Origin of the sequence: Rhizobium sp. RU35A, from assembly GCF_900156005.1 — a bacterium.
Lineage (GTDB): Bacteria > Pseudomonadota > Alphaproteobacteria > Rhizobiales > Rhizobiaceae > Neorhizobium > Neorhizobium straminoryzae.
The window spans coordinates 202,772-221,806 of sequence record NZ_FTMR01000004.1 but is presented as its reverse complement, the minus strand read 5'-3'; the positions used below and the strand labels follow the sequence as shown (position 1 = coordinate 221,806).

The 19,035-nt window shown below is 62.8% G+C and carries 16 protein-coding genes; 2 read left to right on the top strand and 14 right to left on the bottom strand.

Going from position 1 to position 19,035, the window contains the following annotated elements; genetic code table 11:
• The gene (locus tag F3H95_RS11585; RefSeq protein ID WP_149746077.1) at nt 1-1,512 is read left to right on the top strand and encodes an ABC transporter substrate-binding protein; all 1,512 of its coding nucleotides are present in this window, start codon (nt 1-3) and stop codon (nt 1,510-1,512) included.
• Nucleotides 1,513-1,631: 119 nt separating this feature from the next.
• On the opposite strand, the gene F3H95_RS11580 is transcribed toward F3H95_RS11585, so the two are convergent.
• The 7 genes from F3H95_RS11580 to F3H95_RS11550 form a co-directional block, all read right to left on the bottom strand.
• Nucleotides 1,632-2,273: a 4'-phosphopantetheinyl transferase superfamily protein gene (locus F3H95_RS11580; protein ID WP_244617988.1), complete on the bottom strand. Its 642-nt coding sequence runs from the start codon at nt 2,271-2,273 to the stop codon at nt 1,632-1,634.
• Nucleotides 2,270-6,241, bottom strand: coding sequence for a Pls/PosA family non-ribosomal peptide synthetase (locus F3H95_RS11575; protein WP_244617998.1), 3,972 nt, complete (start codon nt 6,239-6,241; stop codon nt 2,270-2,272). Before F3H95_RS11575 ends, F3H95_RS11580 begins: the two co-directional genes overlap by 4 nt.
• A gap of 444 nt (nt 6,242-6,685) precedes the next feature.
• Nucleotides 6,686-7,774, bottom strand: a complete 1,089-nt coding sequence (locus F3H95_RS11570) for a PHB depolymerase family esterase (protein ID WP_149746075.1) — start codon at nt 7,772-7,774, stop codon at nt 6,686-6,688.
• A 282-nt stretch (nt 7,775-8,056) separates the two neighbouring features.
• Nucleotides 8,057-8,803 carry an SDR family NAD(P)-dependent oxidoreductase gene (locus F3H95_RS11565; protein ID WP_185969722.1) on the bottom strand — a complete coding sequence of 249 codons (747 nt, stop codon included), beginning with the start codon at nt 8,801-8,803 and terminating at the stop codon, nt 8,057-8,059.
• A complete protein-coding gene (locus F3H95_RS11560) occupies nt 8,796-9,443 on the bottom strand; it encodes an isochorismatase family protein (protein ID WP_149746073.1) in 648 nt (215 codons plus the stop codon). Before F3H95_RS11560 ends, F3H95_RS11565 begins: the two co-directional genes overlap by 8 nt.
• Nucleotides 9,444-9,466: 23 nt before the next feature.
• Nucleotides 9,467-10,327 carry an isocitrate lyase/PEP mutase family protein gene (locus F3H95_RS11555; protein WP_142881125.1) on the bottom strand — a complete coding sequence of 287 codons (861 nt, stop codon included), beginning with the start codon at nt 10,325-10,327 and terminating at the stop codon, nt 9,467-9,469.
• A 32-nt stretch (nt 10,328-10,359) separates the two neighbouring features.
• Nucleotides 10,360-11,106: an aspartate/glutamate racemase family protein gene (locus F3H95_RS11550; RefSeq protein ID WP_188134364.1), complete on the bottom strand. Its 747-nt coding sequence runs from the start codon at nt 11,104-11,106 to the stop codon at nt 10,360-10,362.
• Between the two features lie 183 nt (nt 11,107-11,289).
• Here F3H95_RS11550 and F3H95_RS11545 point away from each other — a divergent pair, with 183 nt between their 5' ends.
• Nucleotides 11,290-12,066: a GntR family transcriptional regulator gene (locus F3H95_RS11545; protein WP_149746071.1), complete on the top strand. Its 777-nt coding sequence runs from the start codon at nt 11,290-11,292 to the stop codon at nt 12,064-12,066.
• An 11-nt stretch (nt 12,067-12,077) separates the two neighbouring features.
• Here the strand turns inward: F3H95_RS11545 and F3H95_RS11540 are convergent, their stop codons facing one another.
• The 7 genes from F3H95_RS11540 to F3H95_RS11510 are packed head-to-tail and all read right to left on the bottom strand — an operon-like array spanning nt 12,078 to nt 18,976.
• Nucleotides 12,078-12,953, bottom strand: a complete 876-nt coding sequence (locus F3H95_RS11540) for an MBL fold metallo-hydrolase (RefSeq protein ID WP_210248557.1) — start codon at nt 12,951-12,953, stop codon at nt 12,078-12,080.
• Nucleotides 12,954-12,965: 12 nt separating this feature from the next.
• On the bottom strand, nt 12,966-13,811 hold the full coding sequence (locus tag F3H95_RS11535) for an SDR family oxidoreductase (protein WP_149746069.1): 846 nt from the start codon (nt 13,809-13,811) through the stop codon (nt 12,966-12,968).
• Nucleotides 13,808-15,316 carry an aldehyde dehydrogenase gene (locus F3H95_RS11530; RefSeq protein WP_149746068.1) on the bottom strand — a complete coding sequence of 503 codons (1,509 nt, stop codon included), beginning with the start codon at nt 15,314-15,316 and terminating at the stop codon, nt 13,808-13,810. The genes F3H95_RS11535 and F3H95_RS11530 overlap by 4 nt, the downstream gene beginning before the upstream one ends.
• A 21-nt stretch (nt 15,317-15,337) precedes the next feature.
• Nucleotides 15,338-16,054 carry a GntR family transcriptional regulator gene (locus tag F3H95_RS11525; RefSeq protein WP_149746067.1) on the bottom strand — a complete coding sequence of 239 codons (717 nt, stop codon included), beginning with the start codon at nt 16,052-16,054 and terminating at the stop codon, nt 15,338-15,340.
• Complete coding sequence (locus F3H95_RS11520) at nt 16,051-16,965, bottom strand: polysaccharide deacetylase (protein WP_142881118.1); 915 nt, start codon at nt 16,963-16,965, stop codon at nt 16,051-16,053. The genes F3H95_RS11525 and F3H95_RS11520 overlap by 4 nt, the downstream gene beginning before the upstream one ends.
• 20 nt (nt 16,966-16,985) lie before the next feature.
• The gene (locus F3H95_RS11515) at nt 16,986-17,732 is read right to left on the bottom strand and encodes an arylmalonate decarboxylase (protein WP_142881117.1); all 747 of its coding nucleotides are present in this window, start codon (nt 17,730-17,732) and stop codon (nt 16,986-16,988) included.
• 35 nt (nt 17,733-17,767) lie between these two features.
• Nucleotides 17,768-18,976, bottom strand: a complete 1,209-nt coding sequence (locus tag F3H95_RS11510) for an FAD-dependent monooxygenase (RefSeq protein ID WP_149746221.1) — start codon at nt 18,974-18,976, stop codon at nt 17,768-17,770.
• Nucleotides 18,977-19,035 lie beyond the last annotated feature (59 nt).

Below are 19,035 nucleotides of genomic sequence, written 5' to 3'. Positions count from 1 at the left end.
ATGCAGTTCACGATGAAGAAAGCCAAAATCGCTGCCCTTGCGGCCATCCTGTCCCTTTCGGCCTCCTATGCGGATGCTACGGGTGTGCTGACCATCGGCCGCAACGAGGATTCCACCACCTTCGATCCCATCAAGTCGGCCCAGAACGTCGACAACTGGGTCTTCTCCAACGTCTTCGACGTTCTGGTCCGTGTCGATGCCTCCGGCACCAAGCTGGTGCCGGGCCTTGCCGAAAGCTGGACCGTCTCCGACGACGGCCTGACCTATACGTTCAAGCTGCGTGACGCGAAATTCTCCGATGGCAGTCCGGTAACGGCCGGCGATGCCGCCTTCTCGCTGACCCGTATCCGCGATGACAAGGGGTCACTCTGGTCCGACAGCTTCAAGATCATCGACACGGCGACGGCCTCCGATGACAAGACGCTCGTCGTCAAGCTGAAGGGCAAGTCGGTTCCCTTCATCTCGATGATGGCGTTGCCGAATGCGTCGGTGCTGCCGAAGAAGGTGGTCGAGGCCAATGTGGACGCCTTTGCCGAAAAGCCGGTCGGTTCCGGCGCCTTCACCGTTGCCGAATGGCGCCGTGGCGACCGCATCATCCTCAAGAAGAACCCCAACTACTGGGATGCCGGCCATGTCAGCCTCGACGGCGTCGAATGGATCGTCATTCCGGACGACAATACGCGGATGCTGAACGTCCAGACCGGGCAGATCGACGTTGCGATCACCGTTCCCTTCTCGCGCGTTGCCGAAATGAAGAAGAACCCGGACCTGACGGTGCGCATGGACCCCTCGACGCGCGAGGACCACATGCTGATCAACCATGAGCATGGCGCGCTTGCCAGGAAGGACGTGCGTGAGGCGCTCGATCTCGCCATCGACAAGAAGGCGATCGTCGAGGCTGCCACCTTTGGCATTGGTGAAGTGGCCAACTCCTACATTCCCAAGGGCGCGCTCTATCATTATGCCGACAACCTCCAGCGCCCCTATGATCCGGAAAAGGCCAAGCAGCTGCTGAAGGCCGCCGGTGCCGAGGGTCTCACGCTGAACTATGTCGTCAATGCCGGAAAGGAAACGGATGAACAGATTGCCGTTCTGATCCAGCAGCAGCTCGCCAAGGCCGGCGTCACGGCCAATCTGCAAAAAGTCGATCCGAGCCAGAGTTGGGACATGCTGATCACCGGCGATTACGACATCTCGGTGATGTACTGGACGAACGACATTCTCGACCCCGACCAGAAGACCACTTTCGTGCTGGGTCATGATACCAACCTGAACTACATGACGCGCTACAAGAACGACAAGGTGAAGGATCTTGTCGCCGCCGCCCGTCTGGAAACCGACCCGGCCAAGCGCGAGGCCATGTATGTCGACCTGCAGAAAATGGCCAAGGCCGATGTCAACTGGATCGACCTCTACTACAGCCCCTATATCAACGTGATGCGCAAGAACGTCACCAACTTCTACCAGAACCCGCTCGGCCGCTTCTTCCTGGAAGATACCGTGAAGAACTGACGCCTGACGGCTGAACCGATGCGGGCCGACGAACCGTCACGTTCGCCGGCCCGCGCGTTTATGAGGCAAGGACGGTGTTCCGTCCAATGCGCCGCGCGCCGCCGCCGGTCCGCGATGCTTCACGCAGGGTCGAAGGCGACTGCGAGAACGACGATGCGGGGCGACAGGCAGAACCTCAGGCCCGCCCGGAAGCCTGTGATGGTGATGGCTTCGCCCCGCGCGAGGTCGATACGGATATCGGGATAATCCAGAATGGTTTCGTGCAGCGGATAGCAGGCCTTGTAGACCGCTTCCTTCGCGCTGAAGAGAAGGCGGGTGGCGAGATTCCGAGCTGTGCCGGTCACGACATCGGCTGCCGTTTGGACGAGGGCGACGACATCGTCCGGCAAGGGGGCGGCGGGTTCGACATCGATGCCGACCGACAGGACAGCCGACCTTCGGGCAATGACGGCAACCGCCATCTCGTCATCGTGGGCGAGCGAACCGGTCACGCCCGCAGGCCAGACGGGGGATCCTGCAGCAGACCGGATGATCGCGCCGGCTTCCAGCCCTTCCTCTTCCATCAGATGGCGCGCAAGTGCCCGTGCCGCGCCACTGGCCTGCCGGGCAGACGGTTGGCGTGCGGCAATCGTTGCTGTCTCCTCCGGCAGGAGAAGACCGGCGTCGCCAGCGCGGATGCGGCGACAGCCCAGACGAATGCAGGGCAAGGTGAGGCCCTGCATTGCCTCATGCAAGGCCGCCTCGCCCGCCTCCTTGATCACGGCGTCGAAACCGGTCGCACGAAGCCGTGCAGCTTTGCGGGGTTGCCGCGCCAGATCGAGTTGGGCTCCAGGATCTCCCCCTTCATGATGAAGCTGTCGACATCCGCCACCGAGCCATCGCCCATCACGACGCCGTAATGGACGAAGGCGGCAGGGCTTAAGGTGCAGCCATTGCCGATGCGGATATGGTCGGACTTGAACGCGCCTTCTTCCAGCGAGTGCGCCTGGATGACGCAGCCCTCGTTCAGTGTCACATCATCGCCGATTTCGACCAGAGAGCGTTCGGTGAGGTTCGAGCCGTCATCGAAGACACGCTTTCCGACTTTCACTCCGAGTGCGCGCAGGATCATCGGCTTGAACGGCGTCCCCGGGAACAGGCGCACGATCGGAGAATCCGCCACCTTCCAGTGGCGCTCGTGGCTCCAGAAGGTCTTGTCGTAGATGGTCGTCATCTGCGGCTGCAGCTTGCGGAAGCGAAGGCTCGCCCATTCCATCAGAATGTAGAAAGGAATGGCCACGCCGGCGGTAAGCAGCACCGCCACGAACAGCGCCGTGTGTCCCCATTCCGTATAGTAGTTCAGCGCGCGATCCCAGATGGCGAGCGTCACGAACAGCATGACCCATTGCACTGCGAGGAACATCAGGGCGGTGACGAAATTGTGCCGGTTCTTGAGCGGCAGGCGCGCGCGGCGCTCTTCCTCGCTGACGCCCTGGATCAGTTCCTTGTCACGCTTGACCATGCGGGGGATCTCGAACGGCGGCGAGCCGAGCAGGCCGACATTCTCGCGCACCGGACCGTCGACGGGTACCATCACCTTGGTCCCGAGAAGAACATTGTCGCCGGTGCGGCCATCCGGCGGATAGAAGATGTTGTTGCCGAAATAGTTCCGCTCGCCCACCTTCGTGTGCTCCAGCCGGAAGGCGGAGGCCGACTTGTGGACGTTGATCATGTACAGTCCGTCGGACACCATGGTGCCCGTGCCGATCTCGCAGCACAGCGGGTTGTCCTGCTGCTGGTTACTGCCGAAATTCGATCCCGTCTGGACCACCGTGTTGAGGTTCCAGCCGAGCGCGCGGATGTAGTGCACGATGGCGGAACTGTCGCCGAACATCACGTTGAGCAGGCGGATGTTCGTGGCCACTTCGACGATCGACTGCAGCCAGAAATGGAAACCGTAGAGCCGGTAGGTACGGCCTGGCTTCAGGACAAATCCGAAGAGGCGTGGCAGGACCAGCGCGGCAAACAGCAGGCCGATGATGAGACCGAACAGGCTGATCGTCGTGCCGATCGCGACGATGCCGATCGTCTCCTGATAGTCGTCGCTCACATTTTGCCAATAGCTGTGGAACAGCAGCGGGAAAGGGGTGACCAGGGCAAACAGCGTGAAGATCTGCACCGCTTCGTACAGGATTCGGCGGGCCTTGGAGAGCGTGACGACGGGAACCTTGCAATAGTCCGCGGTCGTCGCAACGGCCGGCGAGCCGTGCCAGTGCGCATCATCGGGAATATGCTGGCCGCGCTGCAGGGAGGAGGCATGGCCGAGCTGGGCGCGATCGCCGATCGAGGTGTCGATATCGATGACGCAGCCGACGCCGACAAAGGCATCGCGGCCGATGGCAATCGGACCGGTATGGATGTAGCCTGCCTCGGCGCGGTAGCCGAGCACGATGGATTCCTTGCGCAGGATCGAATTCTCGCCAATCGTAATCAGGTCGGTGCAGACGGGGATCGCCCGACATTCGATGGTGGTGCTGCGGCCAAGCCGCGCGCCGAGCAGGCGCAGATAGAGGCTGTAGAGCGGGCTACCCCGGAACAGCACGACGGGTGCGGTGCGGATCAGCGTCTTGACCACCCAGAAGCGATAGTAACGCAGCCCCCAGATCGGAAAGCTTTCCGCCTTCCAGCGACCGACCAGCAGCCATTTCATGAGAATGGCAAAGGCGGACATCCCGAAGAAGGCGGCTGCGGACAGGATGGCGCAGCGCACGTAAAGCTGCAGTGGATGGTCAAGCTTCGCATAGACCCAGTTGAGGCCGTAGTTCAGCGCCCAGAGATCGAAATAGCTGTAGAGACCGTAGAAGGCGAGCTGCGCCGCGCCACAGGCCCAATAGGCAAAATTCGACGCACGGTGCGTGAGCAGCGGCTCCTCGACCGCTGGCTTGTCTTCTTCCGGTCCTCTCAGGTGGCGGGCAAGCCCTGCCACCGTCGGATGCAGGTAGATGTCGCGCATGGAGGTGGTGGCCCAATCGCTGCGCATGCGCAGCCGCGCACAGAAGCGGGCCATCAGAAGCGAGTTGGCACCGAGATCGTCAAAGAAATGGTCCTCGACAGAGATGTCATCGATCTTCAGTACGTCGCTCAGAACGTCCACGATGGCGCGCTCATCGCCGCTTGACGGCGCAACATGCTGCCGCTCGGAGGTCAGCCGAAGGCTCGTTGGCTTCGGCAGGCGACGCGTGTCGATCTTGTCCGACACCGTCATCGGCAGGGCCGGAAGCTCTTCCAGGAAGGACGGCACCATGTAGTCTGGCAGCCGGCGGCGAAGCTCGCGGGCGAGATCGACGCGCGACAGCGATGCCTGTCCGGCCTTGAGTGCGTAATATCCAACCAGCTCCACACGACCGGGTTCGATCTCCCAGGTCGTCACCGCCGCCTGGGCGATCTCGGGCTGATCGAGCAGGATTGCCTCGATTTCCCCGAGCTCGACGCGATAGCCGCGGATCTTTACCTGCGTGTCGATGCGGCCGTGATACTCCACCTCGCCATCGGCATTGATACGCCCGAGGTCACCCGTGCGGTAGATGCGCCGCGACGGGTTATTGGGCAGGCCGATGAAATCGGGGATGAACTTCTGCTCGGTCAGATCCTGCCGGTTCAGGTAGCCGACCGCCACCCCGATACCGGCGATGCCGATTTCGCCGAGGTCGCCGCCGGTCATCAACTGCGGCGCATCCGGATCGAGGATGACAATGGAATAGGTGGGCAGGGGCGCCCCGATCGTCACCGGCCGGTCGGGACTCAGCCGCCCCATGGTGGCCGTCACCGTGGCCTCGGTCGGTCCGTATGTGTTCAGGATCTGACGGCCCGGACGCGACCAGCGCGTCACCAGATTGTACGGACAGGCCTCACCACCGACAAGAATGGTGCGCAGGCTCGGCACTTCGCTGTCGATCGAGGACAAAAGCGTGGGGGAGCAGGCCATGCAGGTGATGGCGTTTTCACGCAGGAACTCCGCCAGTTCTTCGCCCACCAGCGTCATGCGGCCCGGCGACGGAACGACCGTCGCGCCCGCTGCAAAGGGCACCCAGATTTCCTCGGTGGAGAAATCAAAGGCAATCGTCATGCCCTGGTAGACCCGGTCGCCGGGGCGATAGCCGTAGGATTCGGCGGCAACGCGCACGAAGTTGCAGATGCTCTGATGCCGCACCGCCACGCCCTTCGGCCGCCCGGTGGTGCCGGACGTATAGAGGATATAACAGAGATCCTCGTCCGAAACGGTGATCTGGAGCGGCTCTGCGGGATGGGTGGAGACGTCCTCTCCGCCGGCTCCTATGACCAGATGCGGAACGGAAAGCGCAGCCGCGCGGGTCGCATAGTCCTCGATCGTGATCACCAGGCTGACGCCGGCATCCTCGATGATGAGAGACATCCGCTCCTCGGGAAAGGCCGGGGCGAGCGGCACGAAGGCGGCGCCTGCCTTCATCACCGCAAGGATTGCGATGTAGGTCTGTGCGGACCTGTCCAGCAGGAGGGCAACGCGGTCGCCGGGTTTCACGCCACGCTCGACCAGAAGACGCGCGAATCGGTTCGCTTCGTCATCCATGGCTCGATAGGTCCAGGTCCGGCCCGGTTCCATGACGGCAGTCAGGTCTGCATGGTTGAGGGCCCGATCCGCGAAAAGATCGGACAACCGCTCTCCGGGGCGTGCGGTGGCAGGAGCGCCGGCGCCGTAGAGGATCGGCAACATGGTGCTGTCTGCGGCCACCGTCACGCCTCGCGCGACGCCGCGCCTGTGGGTCGCTGCTTCGTTCATCATCCCTATCCTGCTGTCATTTACGCTGCGAACTTCGGCCTTGCCATGATACGCACTTGCCGGAACGGCGAGGCCTCGCTTCTAGGGCTACGCGTTGGGACTGTATAGTCTCAAGATGTTGTCCTGACGAAAGCGATGCGGCGGGTTTGAGGCTAAAGTTTTGCACTGGCGCGAAGCTTATGCCACTTTTCTAAGAAATTTTGCAAAGGCCCCGCACTTTTTGGGGGCATTTCGCCAGAAATCTGTGCAAGTTGGTCACACTTGCCAAATCCACACGCGCTATTGCGCCGCGAGCGAGGGGCAGGTGGGGCGGCGTCGTGACGGGCCGATCGCGCCTGATGTCCGGCGGTCGGATCCGGGCGGTCGCCGCTTGCACCCTCACTTCATCAGGCCGGCGGAGCGCAGGGCGGATTCGATGACGTGCTGAATGCTCTTTGGGCCATCGTCCTTGTGAACATTGTCCGGTTCTTTCGCGAGGGATGCTGTGCGGCGCGGCCGCAGGCCGTATCTTTCGTTTGAAGGGATGAGGCCCCAGGCGCGCGCCATCTGCATGGTGGAGGATAGCCTGGCATCGAGAATGTAGGGACCGCTTTTGCCATAGCCGTCTGCCGCATCGATCGGCGTGCCGTGGGCAAGGTCGGCCAAAGCAACATGTTCTACTGCCACATGACCCTTGGCGTCCATCCAGGAGGTGACAGTGTAGCCGTCGCCCGCTTCATGGCGCGCCATTGCGCCGTCGATGCTATGGACACCCTGCCATTGGGTCACGATCGCATCGGCATTGGCCGGGACGACGGTTGTGTCGCGCGCGCCCTGCCAGACGCTGATCCTTGGCCACGGCCCCTGATGGGAGGAGGCGGCGCGGAGAATGGCCTGAAGCCGTGCGGCATCCGGAAGACCATGGCCGCGCATGCGGTCGAAAGCCTCGGACGCGGTTCCGGCAATCCCGTAGGGCAGGCCGGCGATGATGGCGCCGGCAGCAAACACCTCGGGATAGGTTGCCAGCATCACGTTGGCCATGGCGCCCCCGGCCGACAGCCCCGTGATGAAGATGCGGGTCTCATCGATGGCATGTCGCTTCACCACGGCGTCGATCATCTGACGGATCGACAGGGCTTCACCCGCTCCCCGGCGGATATTGCCCGGCACGAACCAGTTGAAGCAGGTATGGGGATTGTTCTGCCGAGTCTGCTGCGGGTAGAGCACGACAAAGCCATGGTCGTCGGCAAGACGGGACCAGCCTGTGCCGTCGTCATAGGTGGCAGCGGTCTGCGTGCATCCATGCAGTACCACCACCAGGGCCGGATGCTTCGCCACAGTCTGCGGGACATGCAGGCGCGCCTGAAGGCGGCCCGGATTGGAGCCGAAACCGTCCAGTTCGACCAGTGGCGCATTGGACGGTGCCGGCTCGTGTTGCAGCGCCTGCAGCCTGGCCAGCCGCGCCAGCGTATCGGACATCGATCTCATGAAATCATCCTTTCAGCATCGGCCGGAGTGGCGATGACAAGGTATAACGCATCCGCCATGCAGACGTTGCTGCGGTGCACAATAAAACGCTGATTGTGGCAGTGTGTGGATGATTGCGAGGATTTTCCCGTCTGATCCGGAGCCAAAGTCTGCTTGGCACGCGACGGGCTCCAATGTCGCGTGTCTGGATGGCTCGTCCAGGACAGCTGCAGAGGTCGAGATCCGCCTCGCATTCAGGATCAGGAAACGGCCGGGGCAGTCCGAACCTGCCCCGGCCCGGGGTTAGGGCATATAGCCGCCGCCGTTGACCCACAGCACCTGCCCGGTCATGAAGCCGCTGGCCTGCGACAGCAGAAAGGCGATGGGACCGACAATGTCGTCCGGCAGCGCCAGCCGTTTCATCGGCGTCATGGCGCGGTAGGCCTCCAGCGGGACGATGGAGGCCTGATCCTCGTCAGAACGGCCGGTGCCGCCGCGCAGGAAGGCGGTATCCACAAGGCCGGGAGCGACCGCATTGAAACGCAGGCGCGGCGCATTTTCCACCGCAAAAGTCTTGGTCATGGCAATGACGCCGGCCTTCGAGGCGGAATAGGCGCCGTAGCCGGGGCGGATGTTGGCGGCAAGGCCGGATGCCACGTTCACGACCGAACCGCCCTCCGCCATCAGGGGAATGGCTGCCCTGCAGGCAAGGAATACGCCCCGCAGGTTGCCGGCGATGACATCGTCGAAATAGTCGCCCGGCGTTTCCGCAAGTGGCAGCAGCTGGCTGTTGTAGCCTGCAAGATTGACGAAGCCGTCCATGGTCTCCCATCGAGCGGCAAGATCGGCGAAGGCCCGGGTGACGGAGGCCGCGTCGCAGACGTCGATGGCAATGCCCGGTGCTGCCAGTGCGTGGCGCATGAGAGAGGCTTGCAGGTCCAGCACGATCACCTCGTCGCCCTGGTCCAGCAGCGAGGCGACGAGCGCGCGGCCGATGCCGCCGGCACCGCCAAGCACGGCGATGCGGCGTGGTCCGGCGTTGTCAGCCATGCGCCTGTTCCTTCTGCGCGACCGAGCGGAAGAAGGCGATGATCTCCGCTTCAGAGACCACGTCCGCATACTTGGCATTCATGTCGAACAGGTTCGCTTCATGGGGGGCGGGATGCCTGTCGCCGCAGGCTTCGCGGACCACGGTTGTGATGAAGCCATGCGACATGGAATCGACGCAGGAGGCGCGCACGCAGCCGCTGGTCGTCAGGCCCGTCAGCACCACGTTGTCGATGCCCATCGCGGTCAGTGTCGAGGCAAGCGAGGTGCCGAAGAATGCCGACGGGTACTGCTTGGAGACGATGATCTCGTCTTCGCGCGGCACAAGTCCGCTGGCAAATTCCGCCGTCTTGCGGCCCTTGACAAAGGAGGCAAGCGGCTTCGCCTTTTCGAAGAAGCGGCCGCCATTGATCCCGCCCGGCTGATAGGTGACCTCGGTCAGGATGACCGGGATGCCTTCCTCGTGCGCTACGGCCCGGATGCGCAGCGCAGAGGCCAGAGCATCATCGACCCCGGCATAGAGAACGCAGTCGGGGTCGAAATAGGCCTCGGCGAAATCGATCAGCACCAGCGCCGGCCGCTTGCCGAAGCCGGCCCTGTTGCCATAGGCAATCCTGTAATTGTCGTCGAGGTTCTCGGCCATGGCCGTTCCTTCCGTTGGCTGTTTCAGATTTCCGCGTAGCGTCGTTCGAAATTCCACACGTCCTCGAAACCCAGCAGCTTGTTGAACTCTGCAAAGGAATAGAGGTCGATCTCCGGCGAGGTGATGCCGTTTTCCTTGAGGTCGCGATAGGCCTTGTCGAGCGCGGCGCCGACGCTGAGGAAGCCGAGTGCCGGATGGATGGCAATGGAATAGCCGAGCGCCTGCAGACGCTCGGCCGAGAGGAGCGGTGTGCGTCCGCCATTCACCATGTTGGCAAACAGCGGCGCCTTGATCCGTTCCGCCACCGTCTGCATTTCCGCTTCGCTTTCAGGGGATTCGACGAAGACGATGTCGGCACCGGCTTCGCGATAGGCTTCGCCGCGCCGGATCGCCTCGTCCAGCCCAAGACCGGTGCGGGCATCGGTGCGGGCAATGATCAGGAAATCGCGACTGGAGCGGGCGTCGCTCGCCACCTTCACCTTGCGCACCATGTCTTCCAGCGGAATCACGCGGCGGTTCGGCGTGTGCCCGCACTTCTTTGGAAACTCCTGGTCCTCGATCTGGATCGCGGTCACCCCGGCCTCCTCATAGCCGCGCACCGTGTGGCGCACGTTGAGGAGCCCGCCATAGCCGGTATCGGCATCGGCGATCACCGGCGTCTTCGTCATCTTCACAATCTGGCCAATGCGCTCGATCATGTCGCGATAGGTGGCGATGCCGGCATCAGGCAGGCCGAGATAGGAGGCGACCGTGCCATAGCCGGTCACATAAAGCGCCTTGAAGCCCAGCCGGTCGGCCATCAGTGCCGAGATGAGGTCGAAAACCCCCGGCGCCAGAATGAATTCCCTTGCCTCCAGGGCTTCTCTCAAGCGTGCATCTGCCATGGTGTATCCTCCTTGTGTTGTCGTTGTGGTGATCAGTGCTGTGCAGCCAGGCGCCCGCAGCCGGACAGCCTGTCGTCGATGCCAACCGCACGCAGCATGGCCCAGAGCGTTGCCTGGTTGGATGTGACGACGGGAACGCCGAATTCCTCCTCGAGTGTCGCAATCAGCGGCAGTATGGGAAAGTCCGTACATGTGATCAGGATGGCATCACTGCCGGGCACGAAGGCGGCCCGCACATGTGCGGTGATGCGTTCCAGGGATGTTTCCGCGATCTGCACATATTCGGCGGGACCGCCGGCGCCGATGCCAAGGCCCACGAGACTGGCGACCTCGAAGCCATTTTCCCTCAGAAACACCGTCTCATGATGATTGAGCGCCTCGTGGTACGGGGTCGCAACCGAAAGAACCGTCGCCCCGAGAGCCCTTAACCCCCGGACGATGGCGGCGGATGTCGTCACGGCGGTCACGCCGACGGCCGCGGTCAGCGCCGTTGGCAGGCTTTCGACCGGGTTGATCATCGAACCGGCGGTGCAGGCATAGGCAATCGCATCGACGCGCGCCTGTTTCAGCAGGCCGCACACCGACTGAAGATCGCGCATCAATCCGGTCTTGCCCTTTTCCGAGCTGCTGTCGGGATGCAGCGGCATCCGGTGTGTGTGGAAGGTGACGCCCTCGGGCAGCATGCGGCTCCATTCCGCCTCGTTCACGGTGTTGGTGGGTGGCGTGATGAGGCCAAGCTTGGCGCGGAAGGAGTAGACGGATTGGTGACGTTCGCGCATCTTGTCCTCGTTATGTGCGTACTTGATAGCGAGATAATGTTGTATTTGTCCAGACATGTGCGCATCTCTTGTGCCCTGTCCCCATCTTCCGCGGGGTCTGGCAGTGTCGCGCTGCCTGCTTTTCCTGTAGGGCAGGGCGGCGAGACGTCGTGATGCGTCTGAGGAATGAACAGGGAGAGGCCTATGACCGCCCGTGAGGAACGTCCCGCTGCGGATCGCGCCGGCGAAGGATTGCCGCGCTATGCGCAGATCCAGAAAATTCTCGAGGAGAGGCTGATCGAGGGCGTCTATCCGATCGGCAGCCTGATGCCGCCGGAACTGGAGCTGGCGGTCGAATTCAACAGCAGCCGAACGACCATCCGCGAGGCGTTGCGCTATCTGCGCGAGCGGGGCTATGTCGAACGTCGGCAAGGTGTCGGCACCCGGGTGATCTCCGCCACTTCCCGCTCCACCTTCTTCCAGTCCTTCGGTTCGCTGGAGGAACTGTTCCAGGTTGCCGTCGAGACCTATTACGTCGTGATGGAGGTGAAGACGGTGGTGCTGGACCAGGAAACGGCCGAGCTTGTCGGCGGGCTGGCAGGCGAAGACTGGATTCTCGTCAACGGCGTGCGGTGGACGGAGCCGGGCGGCAAGCCGATCTGCTATATCCAGAGTTACATCCCGAAACGCTTCGAACATGTCGTGGATCAGTTGCCGGATCACGAAGGTCCGTTCTTCTCGCTTCTCGAACGCCATGCCGACGGTCCGATCGAGGAGGCCGTGCAGGAAATCCGCGCGCTTCCCATGCCGCCCGAATTTTCCCGCCAGCTCGGGTTGAAGCCGGGGGCGTGGTCGCTGCAATTGCTGCGGCGCTACGTCACCGAGGGCGGCGTTCTCATAGCCTCGTTCAACTGGCATCCCGCCGACCAGATGGCCTATGTCATGCACATTCACCGCACCAGGGAAGCGGCGGCGGACTGAAAAGGCCGCCGTCATGGCACGAATTCCGGGCGGTAGCCGCCGCCGGTGCGGCGGATCCGCATGGCCGAGACATGGCGCAGATGCGCGGGCAGCAGAAGGTCGTCGCGATCGGCGGCCGCCTCGAACAGCGACCGGCGGGTGGCGATTGCGCGATCCTGGTCGCTGCAGAAGCGGCTTGCCCAGTCCGGCCGGAAGACCTGAACCGGTGTGTGGACGGCATCCGCCGAGAAGACAGCACGCCGCTCGCCATGGCAGAGGCAGAGCCCCAGTTGTCCGCGGGTGTGACCGGGCAGCGCCATCAGCGTCACCCCGTCGGCCAGCGCAAAGCCGTCCTCCACCAGATCCGCCTGGCCCGCCTCGACGATCGGGGCGACGCTGTCGATGAAGGAGCCGTGATTGTGCCGGCCGGCCTCCTCGGTTTCCGCGGCCTGCCATTGCTCGAATTCGTCGCGCGAGATGAGATAGCGCGCCCGGGGAAAGGTCGGCACCCAGCGTCCATCCACCCACTGCGTGTTCCAGCCCACGTGATCTGCATGCAGGTGGGTGCACAGAACAATATCGACGTCGTCAGGCGTGAGACCGAGTGCGGACAGTCTTTCGAGGTAACCCGTTGCCTGCCGCTGGTGCCAGTCTCTCCGCTGTGCCCGCGGCTTGTGCTCTCCAATGCAGGTATCGATGAGGATCACCAGCCCGCCGATACGCACCACATGGCTTTGCACGCCAAGCAGGATCGATCCGGCGTCGAAGTCGACATGATGGGGAGCAAGCAGGTCGGCATGCTCCCGCAAGTCCTCGACCGTGCGGCCGGGAAACAGCAGGTCGACGGGAAGGGCAAAAGGATCGAGATCGTGGACGGTCTGGATAAGGGCGGATCCCAAACGCAGCATCGGGCGGATCTCCTAGAGAATTGCCGGCTTGTCGACGGCGGGCGAGCGTGCCAGGTGCGCGGCGTCGGCGGGCGGCAGCGTCTCGTCCCATAGCCGTGCGATGAAGCGGGCTCCCGTGATGCCGTTGGATTCATCGGCTGCCAGCCAGCGGATTGCGCGCCGCATGATGGTGGCGGGCAGCAGATTGCCGTCCGCCCCCTTCTTGTCCGGGCTTGGCGGAAGAAGATCGGTATCGGCGGCGCCGCCCGGCAGATAGACATTCACATCGATGCCGGTTCCGGCCAGATCCTGCGCCCAGACTCTGGATGCCGCCTCCAGCGCGGCCTTGCTCGGCCCGTAGGGCGCGTAACCCCGCCGGACCATGGTCTGGTCACTGGTCGAGATGTTGATGATCTTGCCGAAGCCCTGCGCCAGCATATGCGGCACGACGGCCCGCGCCATCTGGAAAGGACCGTTGACATTGGTGTCGATGATGTCCCGCCAGGCGGCCGGATCGGTTTCCCAGAACCGGGTGGGCGTCGTATTGAACCGTTCCGAAATCCGGCGCATGCCGAGGCCGGCATTGTTGACGAGTACATCGACGCGCCCGAAGGCAGCCAGCGTGGCGGCAACTGCAGCTTCGCACTGGTCATTGTCCGAGACATCGGCGACGAGCGCCATGGCGCGACCGGGACCTGAACGGTTGGCCTCCGCCACCGTGTCGTCGAGCGCCGGGCCTGCCTGCGAACCGATCACTGCGAGATGTGCGCCGGCAGAGACCAGTTCCAGCACCATTTCACGCCCGAGCCCGCGCGACCCGCCGGTGACGATAACCACGCGATAGCGCAGCGAAGAATAGAGTTCACCCGTGCTGGTCATGATGCGGCAAGTCCCATGCGCGGCATGCGGCGCGGTTCGCGTGCAACGATCGTCGTCTTCATTTCCGTGAACATGGCCTGCGATCCTTTGGCGCCCTCTCGCCCGAGGCCGGATTGCTTGTAGCCCCCGAAGCCGGTTCTGAGGTCGCGGACGATCGGTGTGTTGACGAGAACGGTACCGGTGCGCAACGCAGCGGCGGCCCGCATGGAGCGGTCGAGATCCTGCGTCCAGACATAGCCGACCAGCCCGAAATCGCTTTCGTTGGCCTTGGCGATCACCTCTTCCTCGTCATCGAAAATCTGCAGGGCGGCAAACGGCCCGAAGATTTCCTCGCGGCAGATGGCGATGTCGTTGGATGGCGCCAGCATGGCGGTCGGCTCGAAGAAGTAGCCGGTATTGATATTGCTGTAGCGGTGTCCGCCGGCCAGCAGGCTTGCCCCTTCCGAGAGGCCGCTTTCGGCATAGCGCGTCATGCGCTCGCGTTGCGCATGGTTGATCATCGGCCCGACCTCGGTGCCGTCCGCCAAGGGGTCGCCGATCCTCAGCGCTGCCACGCGCCGGCTGAACGTGTCGATGAAGCGATCGGCAATCCTGCGATCCACGAAGATCCGGCTGCCGGCCAGACACATCTGACCGTTGTTCATGAAGGAACTCATCATCGCCGCATCAAGCGCCCGATCGAAATCGGCATCGGCGAAGACGATGTTGGCCGACTTGCCACCGAGCTCCATGGCCGAGCCCTTGATGCCCTTCGCCAGTGCAGTCAGGATGGCGGCACCCGTGACCGTGCCGCCGGTGAAGGAAACCATGTCGATGCCGGGATGCGAAACCAGCGCATGGCCGGTCACCTGGCCACGTCCGTTGACGAGGTTGATGACGCCCTGCGGCAGCACGCCCTCGATGTGCTCCATGAGCCGCGTCACTGTCAGCGGTGTGAGTTCGGAGGGCTTGACCACGCAGGTATTGCCGAAGGCGAGCGCGCCGGCGATTTTCATGGCGGTCAGGCCAAGCGGCATGTTCCATGGTCCGATCAGCGCGCACACGCCGATCGGTTCGTAGGTGACCATGCTGAGGAGGCCTGGCTCCTGCGTGAACACCTCGCCGCCCGCCTGGTTGATGTATTCGGCAAAGAAGCGGAAATTATAGGCCGCGCGTGGAATGTGAACGTTGCGTGTCTGGCTGAGCGGAATGCCGGTGTTGATCGTTTCCAGCATGGCCAGTTCGTCGGCATGGGCAAGGATGACGTCATGGATTGCCATCAGCGCCGTCTGCCGCTCGGCAACCGTCAAGCGCCGCCATGGCCCTCGGTCGAAGGCCGCCCTTGCGGCCGTCACCGCCCGGTCCACCTCATCGACAGAGGATTCCAGCAGTGTTGCCACCCGTCGCTCGGTCGTGGGGTCGATGACCGGTATTTCGTCGGCCGGCGGTGGCTTGAGAAAGGTGCCGTCGACATAGCCGGTGATCGTCAGGGGAGAGTGGATGAGTTGGTCGCGAAAGCTCGACACGCGCGTGTTCCTCGGCTGTGTTTATCGCTTCGTGCCGCGGGCAGGATCGCGCGGCTTGGGTTTGGTGGAGAGAATGTGGCCGGACATGGCGGCGGCCGCCCATTCGCTGTTGTGGGCGGCGAGTGCTGCGTGAATGTCGCGGTGCTGGCGATTGGAACGTGCCACGTCGATCCGTTGCTCCATCACGAACTGCTTCAGGAGGACGAGGGGCAGAGACGTTGCCGGCGCCGTGAGCCGCTTCAACTGCGTGGAGCGGGTGGCATTGATGATGATGTCATGGAACTCGCCATTGAGAGCGAGAAACCGCTCGGCCACGTCGCTGCTCGTTTCGTTCTCGATCTCGGCCATGGCATCGATGAGGTGTTGCAGCTTCGCCAGTTCGGCTGGCGTGATCTTCTGCGCCGCCAGTGCTGCGCCATAGGCTTCGAGCTGCGCGCGGATGTCGAACATTATCGACACTTCCTCGTGCGAGAAATGCGTGACGAAGCGATGGCGGTTGCTGACGGTGGCAAGCCCCTCGGCCGCGAGCCGCTGAAGCGCCTCGCGGACCGGGGTGCGGCTGGTGCCGGTCATGGTGGCAAGCTGTTCTTCCGCCAGATGATCGCCCGGCTTCAGTTCGCCACGCAGGATTGCCTGCCGGATGCCGCGATAGGCCTTGTCCACCGGTCGCTGCTGCTCCGCATCCTCCGTCTCGCCGGTGATGCGGTCTGCCGTCTCATCGTCGGAAGTCCTGTTCATGCCCGTCCCGTCTCGATGTGGCTTTCGTGGTTCTGCATATACCAGGTCGCGATTTCCTCGCGCGTGGCAAACCACACGTCCTCGAACTGCTTGGCATAGCGGATGAAGTCACGCAGGGCGCGGATCCGGTACGGCTGGCCGATGACGTGCGGGTGAAGGCCAATGTTCATGAACTTGCCGGTATGGGCGCTTTCGGCATAGAGCCAGTCGAACTGTTCCTTGAACATCTGAAGCCCGCCTTCCGCACCAAGACCCTGGCGCAGGAAGCTGAAGTCGTTGACTTCGGACGTGTAGGAGACGGAGACCATCGGCTTGCCGCTGCGGGTCTGCACCATGTAGGGCTGGTCGTCGTTCAGGAGGTCGCAGATATAGATCAGACCTTCCTCGGCCAGAATGTCGATGGTGTTCAGCGTCGAACGCAGCGAACTGGACAGCCAGCCCTTCGCCTTGAACCCGCAGAATTCCTCGTAGACCTTCAGCGTCGAGCGGATAACGTCGCGCTCTGCATCCTCGTCGAACATATTGTCGGTCAGAAGCTCGGTCTGCACGTAGTTGTGGGCTACGATTTCCCACTTGCGGTCCAGGGCTGCCTGTACGACCTGTGGCCGCTCCAGCGCCATTTTCGCATTGATGGTGCAGCTGGAGGGCACGCCTTCGGCATCGAAGATGTCGAACATGCGCCAGACACCGACGCGCTGGCCATATTCGCGCCAGGTATAGTTGGCGTTGTCATAGACATTGCCGGGCAGATCGCCGCCGACGATGCTGGGGCCGCCGGGATAATAGGGCTTCGGCGTGTCGCGCACCGCATCCCAGTATTCGAAATTGGTGGTGAGGATGATCGCGAGGCGCTTGCCGTTCGGCCATCTCAGCGGCTTGCGCTGGCTGATCGGGATGAAGTCATAGTTCATGGAAAAGGCGCTCCCGGATTTCAGTGGTGCGACAGGAGCGAGCCAAAGCCCTGCACCTTGTCCTCGATGCCGTTCTGGCGCAGCGCATACCAGTAGGTCGCGGTGTTGATGGCGATCACCGGCTTGTCCAGCCAGAACTCCGCAATGCCGGCAACCCGCGCCATCGCGAGGTTGGTGCCGACCTGGATGATGGCCTCGACGCTGGGATCGTTGACCTCGTTGATGCTGTCACGCAGTTCCTGTTCGCTGACATGGGCAATCAGCATCGGGCTCTGGCACTTCAGACCCTTCAGATGCACGACCTCGTAGCCGCAATCGGTGAAAAACTTGATCACCTGCTGGTCACCAACGGGCATGTAGGGGGTTACCACGCCGATCCGCTTGATATCGCCGTATTTCGAGAGGGCGGCCTGGCAGGCATCCGACCCCATCGTCACCTTCACGCCGGCGCGGGCTTCCACCCGCTTCTGCAACTGCACGGAGCCATCGAGGCCATCCCAGAAGGTTTCTGCCGACATCCCCATCACCAGATGGTCCGGGCTGCAGGTCATCAGCGAGTCGATCGATTGCATGATCGCCGCGCGGATATTGTCGATCAGCTTCAGAAAGTCCTCGTCGCTATGGACGGGATCATCCGGGATGGTGATGCGGGAGAAATGATTGGTCACGCCGACCGGGCGCATGGAATCGAATTCCGGCTGCACGGAGGTGTTGGTCGAAGGCGCAATCACGCCAAACTTCTTTCGGTAGCCGAGACTATCCACCATTTTGAAATTTTCCTTGATGCTGAAAGTTCTTGAGGTCAGGCAACGTTTTCCAGGTCACGCAGCGACTGGATCATCGAGGAGCGCATGAGATAGGCCTTGTGCCGGGCGTGATCTCCGACGATGCGGCGAAGCTCGTCGTGATAGGCCGCGCGCGCCGCAGGGTCGTTTTCCGCCATCATCTTGCGATTGCGGAGCGATTGCTCCTGCACCGTTTCGATCGCGACCTTGCGCCGCTGCCGATCGTACCGTTCGGTGATCTCCAGCGGTGCTCTGCCGTTCCAGACCTCCACCAGCTTGTCGCACAGGTTCACGGCATCATGAATGCCGCCATTCATGCCCATGCCGCCGAGCGGATTGTTGAGGTGCGCCGCATCACCCGCCAGAAAGATGCGGTTGGCCACGTAGGTTGCGGCCACGCGCTGGTGAACCCGATAGGCGGTGGCATGCACCACGTCGTAGCGCCCGTCCTTCTGGCAGAGCGCCTGCAGGCGACGCTCCATGACGTCGGGATCCTTGATCTCTTCGTCGGTCTGGCTGGGATCGGTGGGCAGGAGCACGCGCCAGAGGCTGGGCGTCCGCAAAAGCACGGCCCATTCCGTCGGGTCGGTCAGGTAGGCGATGGGCGCGAGGTCCCCGATCGCCTCGTCGAACCGGAAGGTGGTCGACATGGACAGGAAGATCTCCGGAATTGTGAGGCCGTCGAATGAGATGCCAAGCGCCTTGCGCACCACGCTGTGGGCGCCGTCGCAGGCGATGAGATATTGTCCGGACAAATCCTCGCGTGATCCGTCCTCGATATTCTCGATCGTCAGCGTGACCCGTGCCTCGTCCTGGGTGACGGTCACGGCCTTTGCACCATAGCGGATTTCGATCTGGTCGTCCGCATCGATCAGCTTGCGCAGTTCCTCCGAGAGCTTCCACTGCTCGCATTGCAGGCGATACGGATGGCGTGTCTCGCCGGCGAGAACGCCGAGATCGAAGGTGGCGATCACGCCTTCCTGGCGATCGCGGAACTGCCATGTCGGGCAGACAAGCCCCCGTTCCACAAGGGTTCCGGTTACACCGAAGCGATCGAGCATGTCGAGTGTCGGGGGATGAAAGGTCGAGGCACGCAGGTCGCGCGGCAGGTCGCGACTTGTCTCGACAATGGTTACGGGAATCCCGGCCTGCGACAGGCAGCAGGCCGCAACCAGGCCCACCGGCCCGGCTCCGACGATGAGAACGCGATGCTCGTACGCCTTCATTACCAATGTGTCTCCGCCAATGTTTTCCTTGACAAGGGTCAAGTGCTAACTCATTGTGT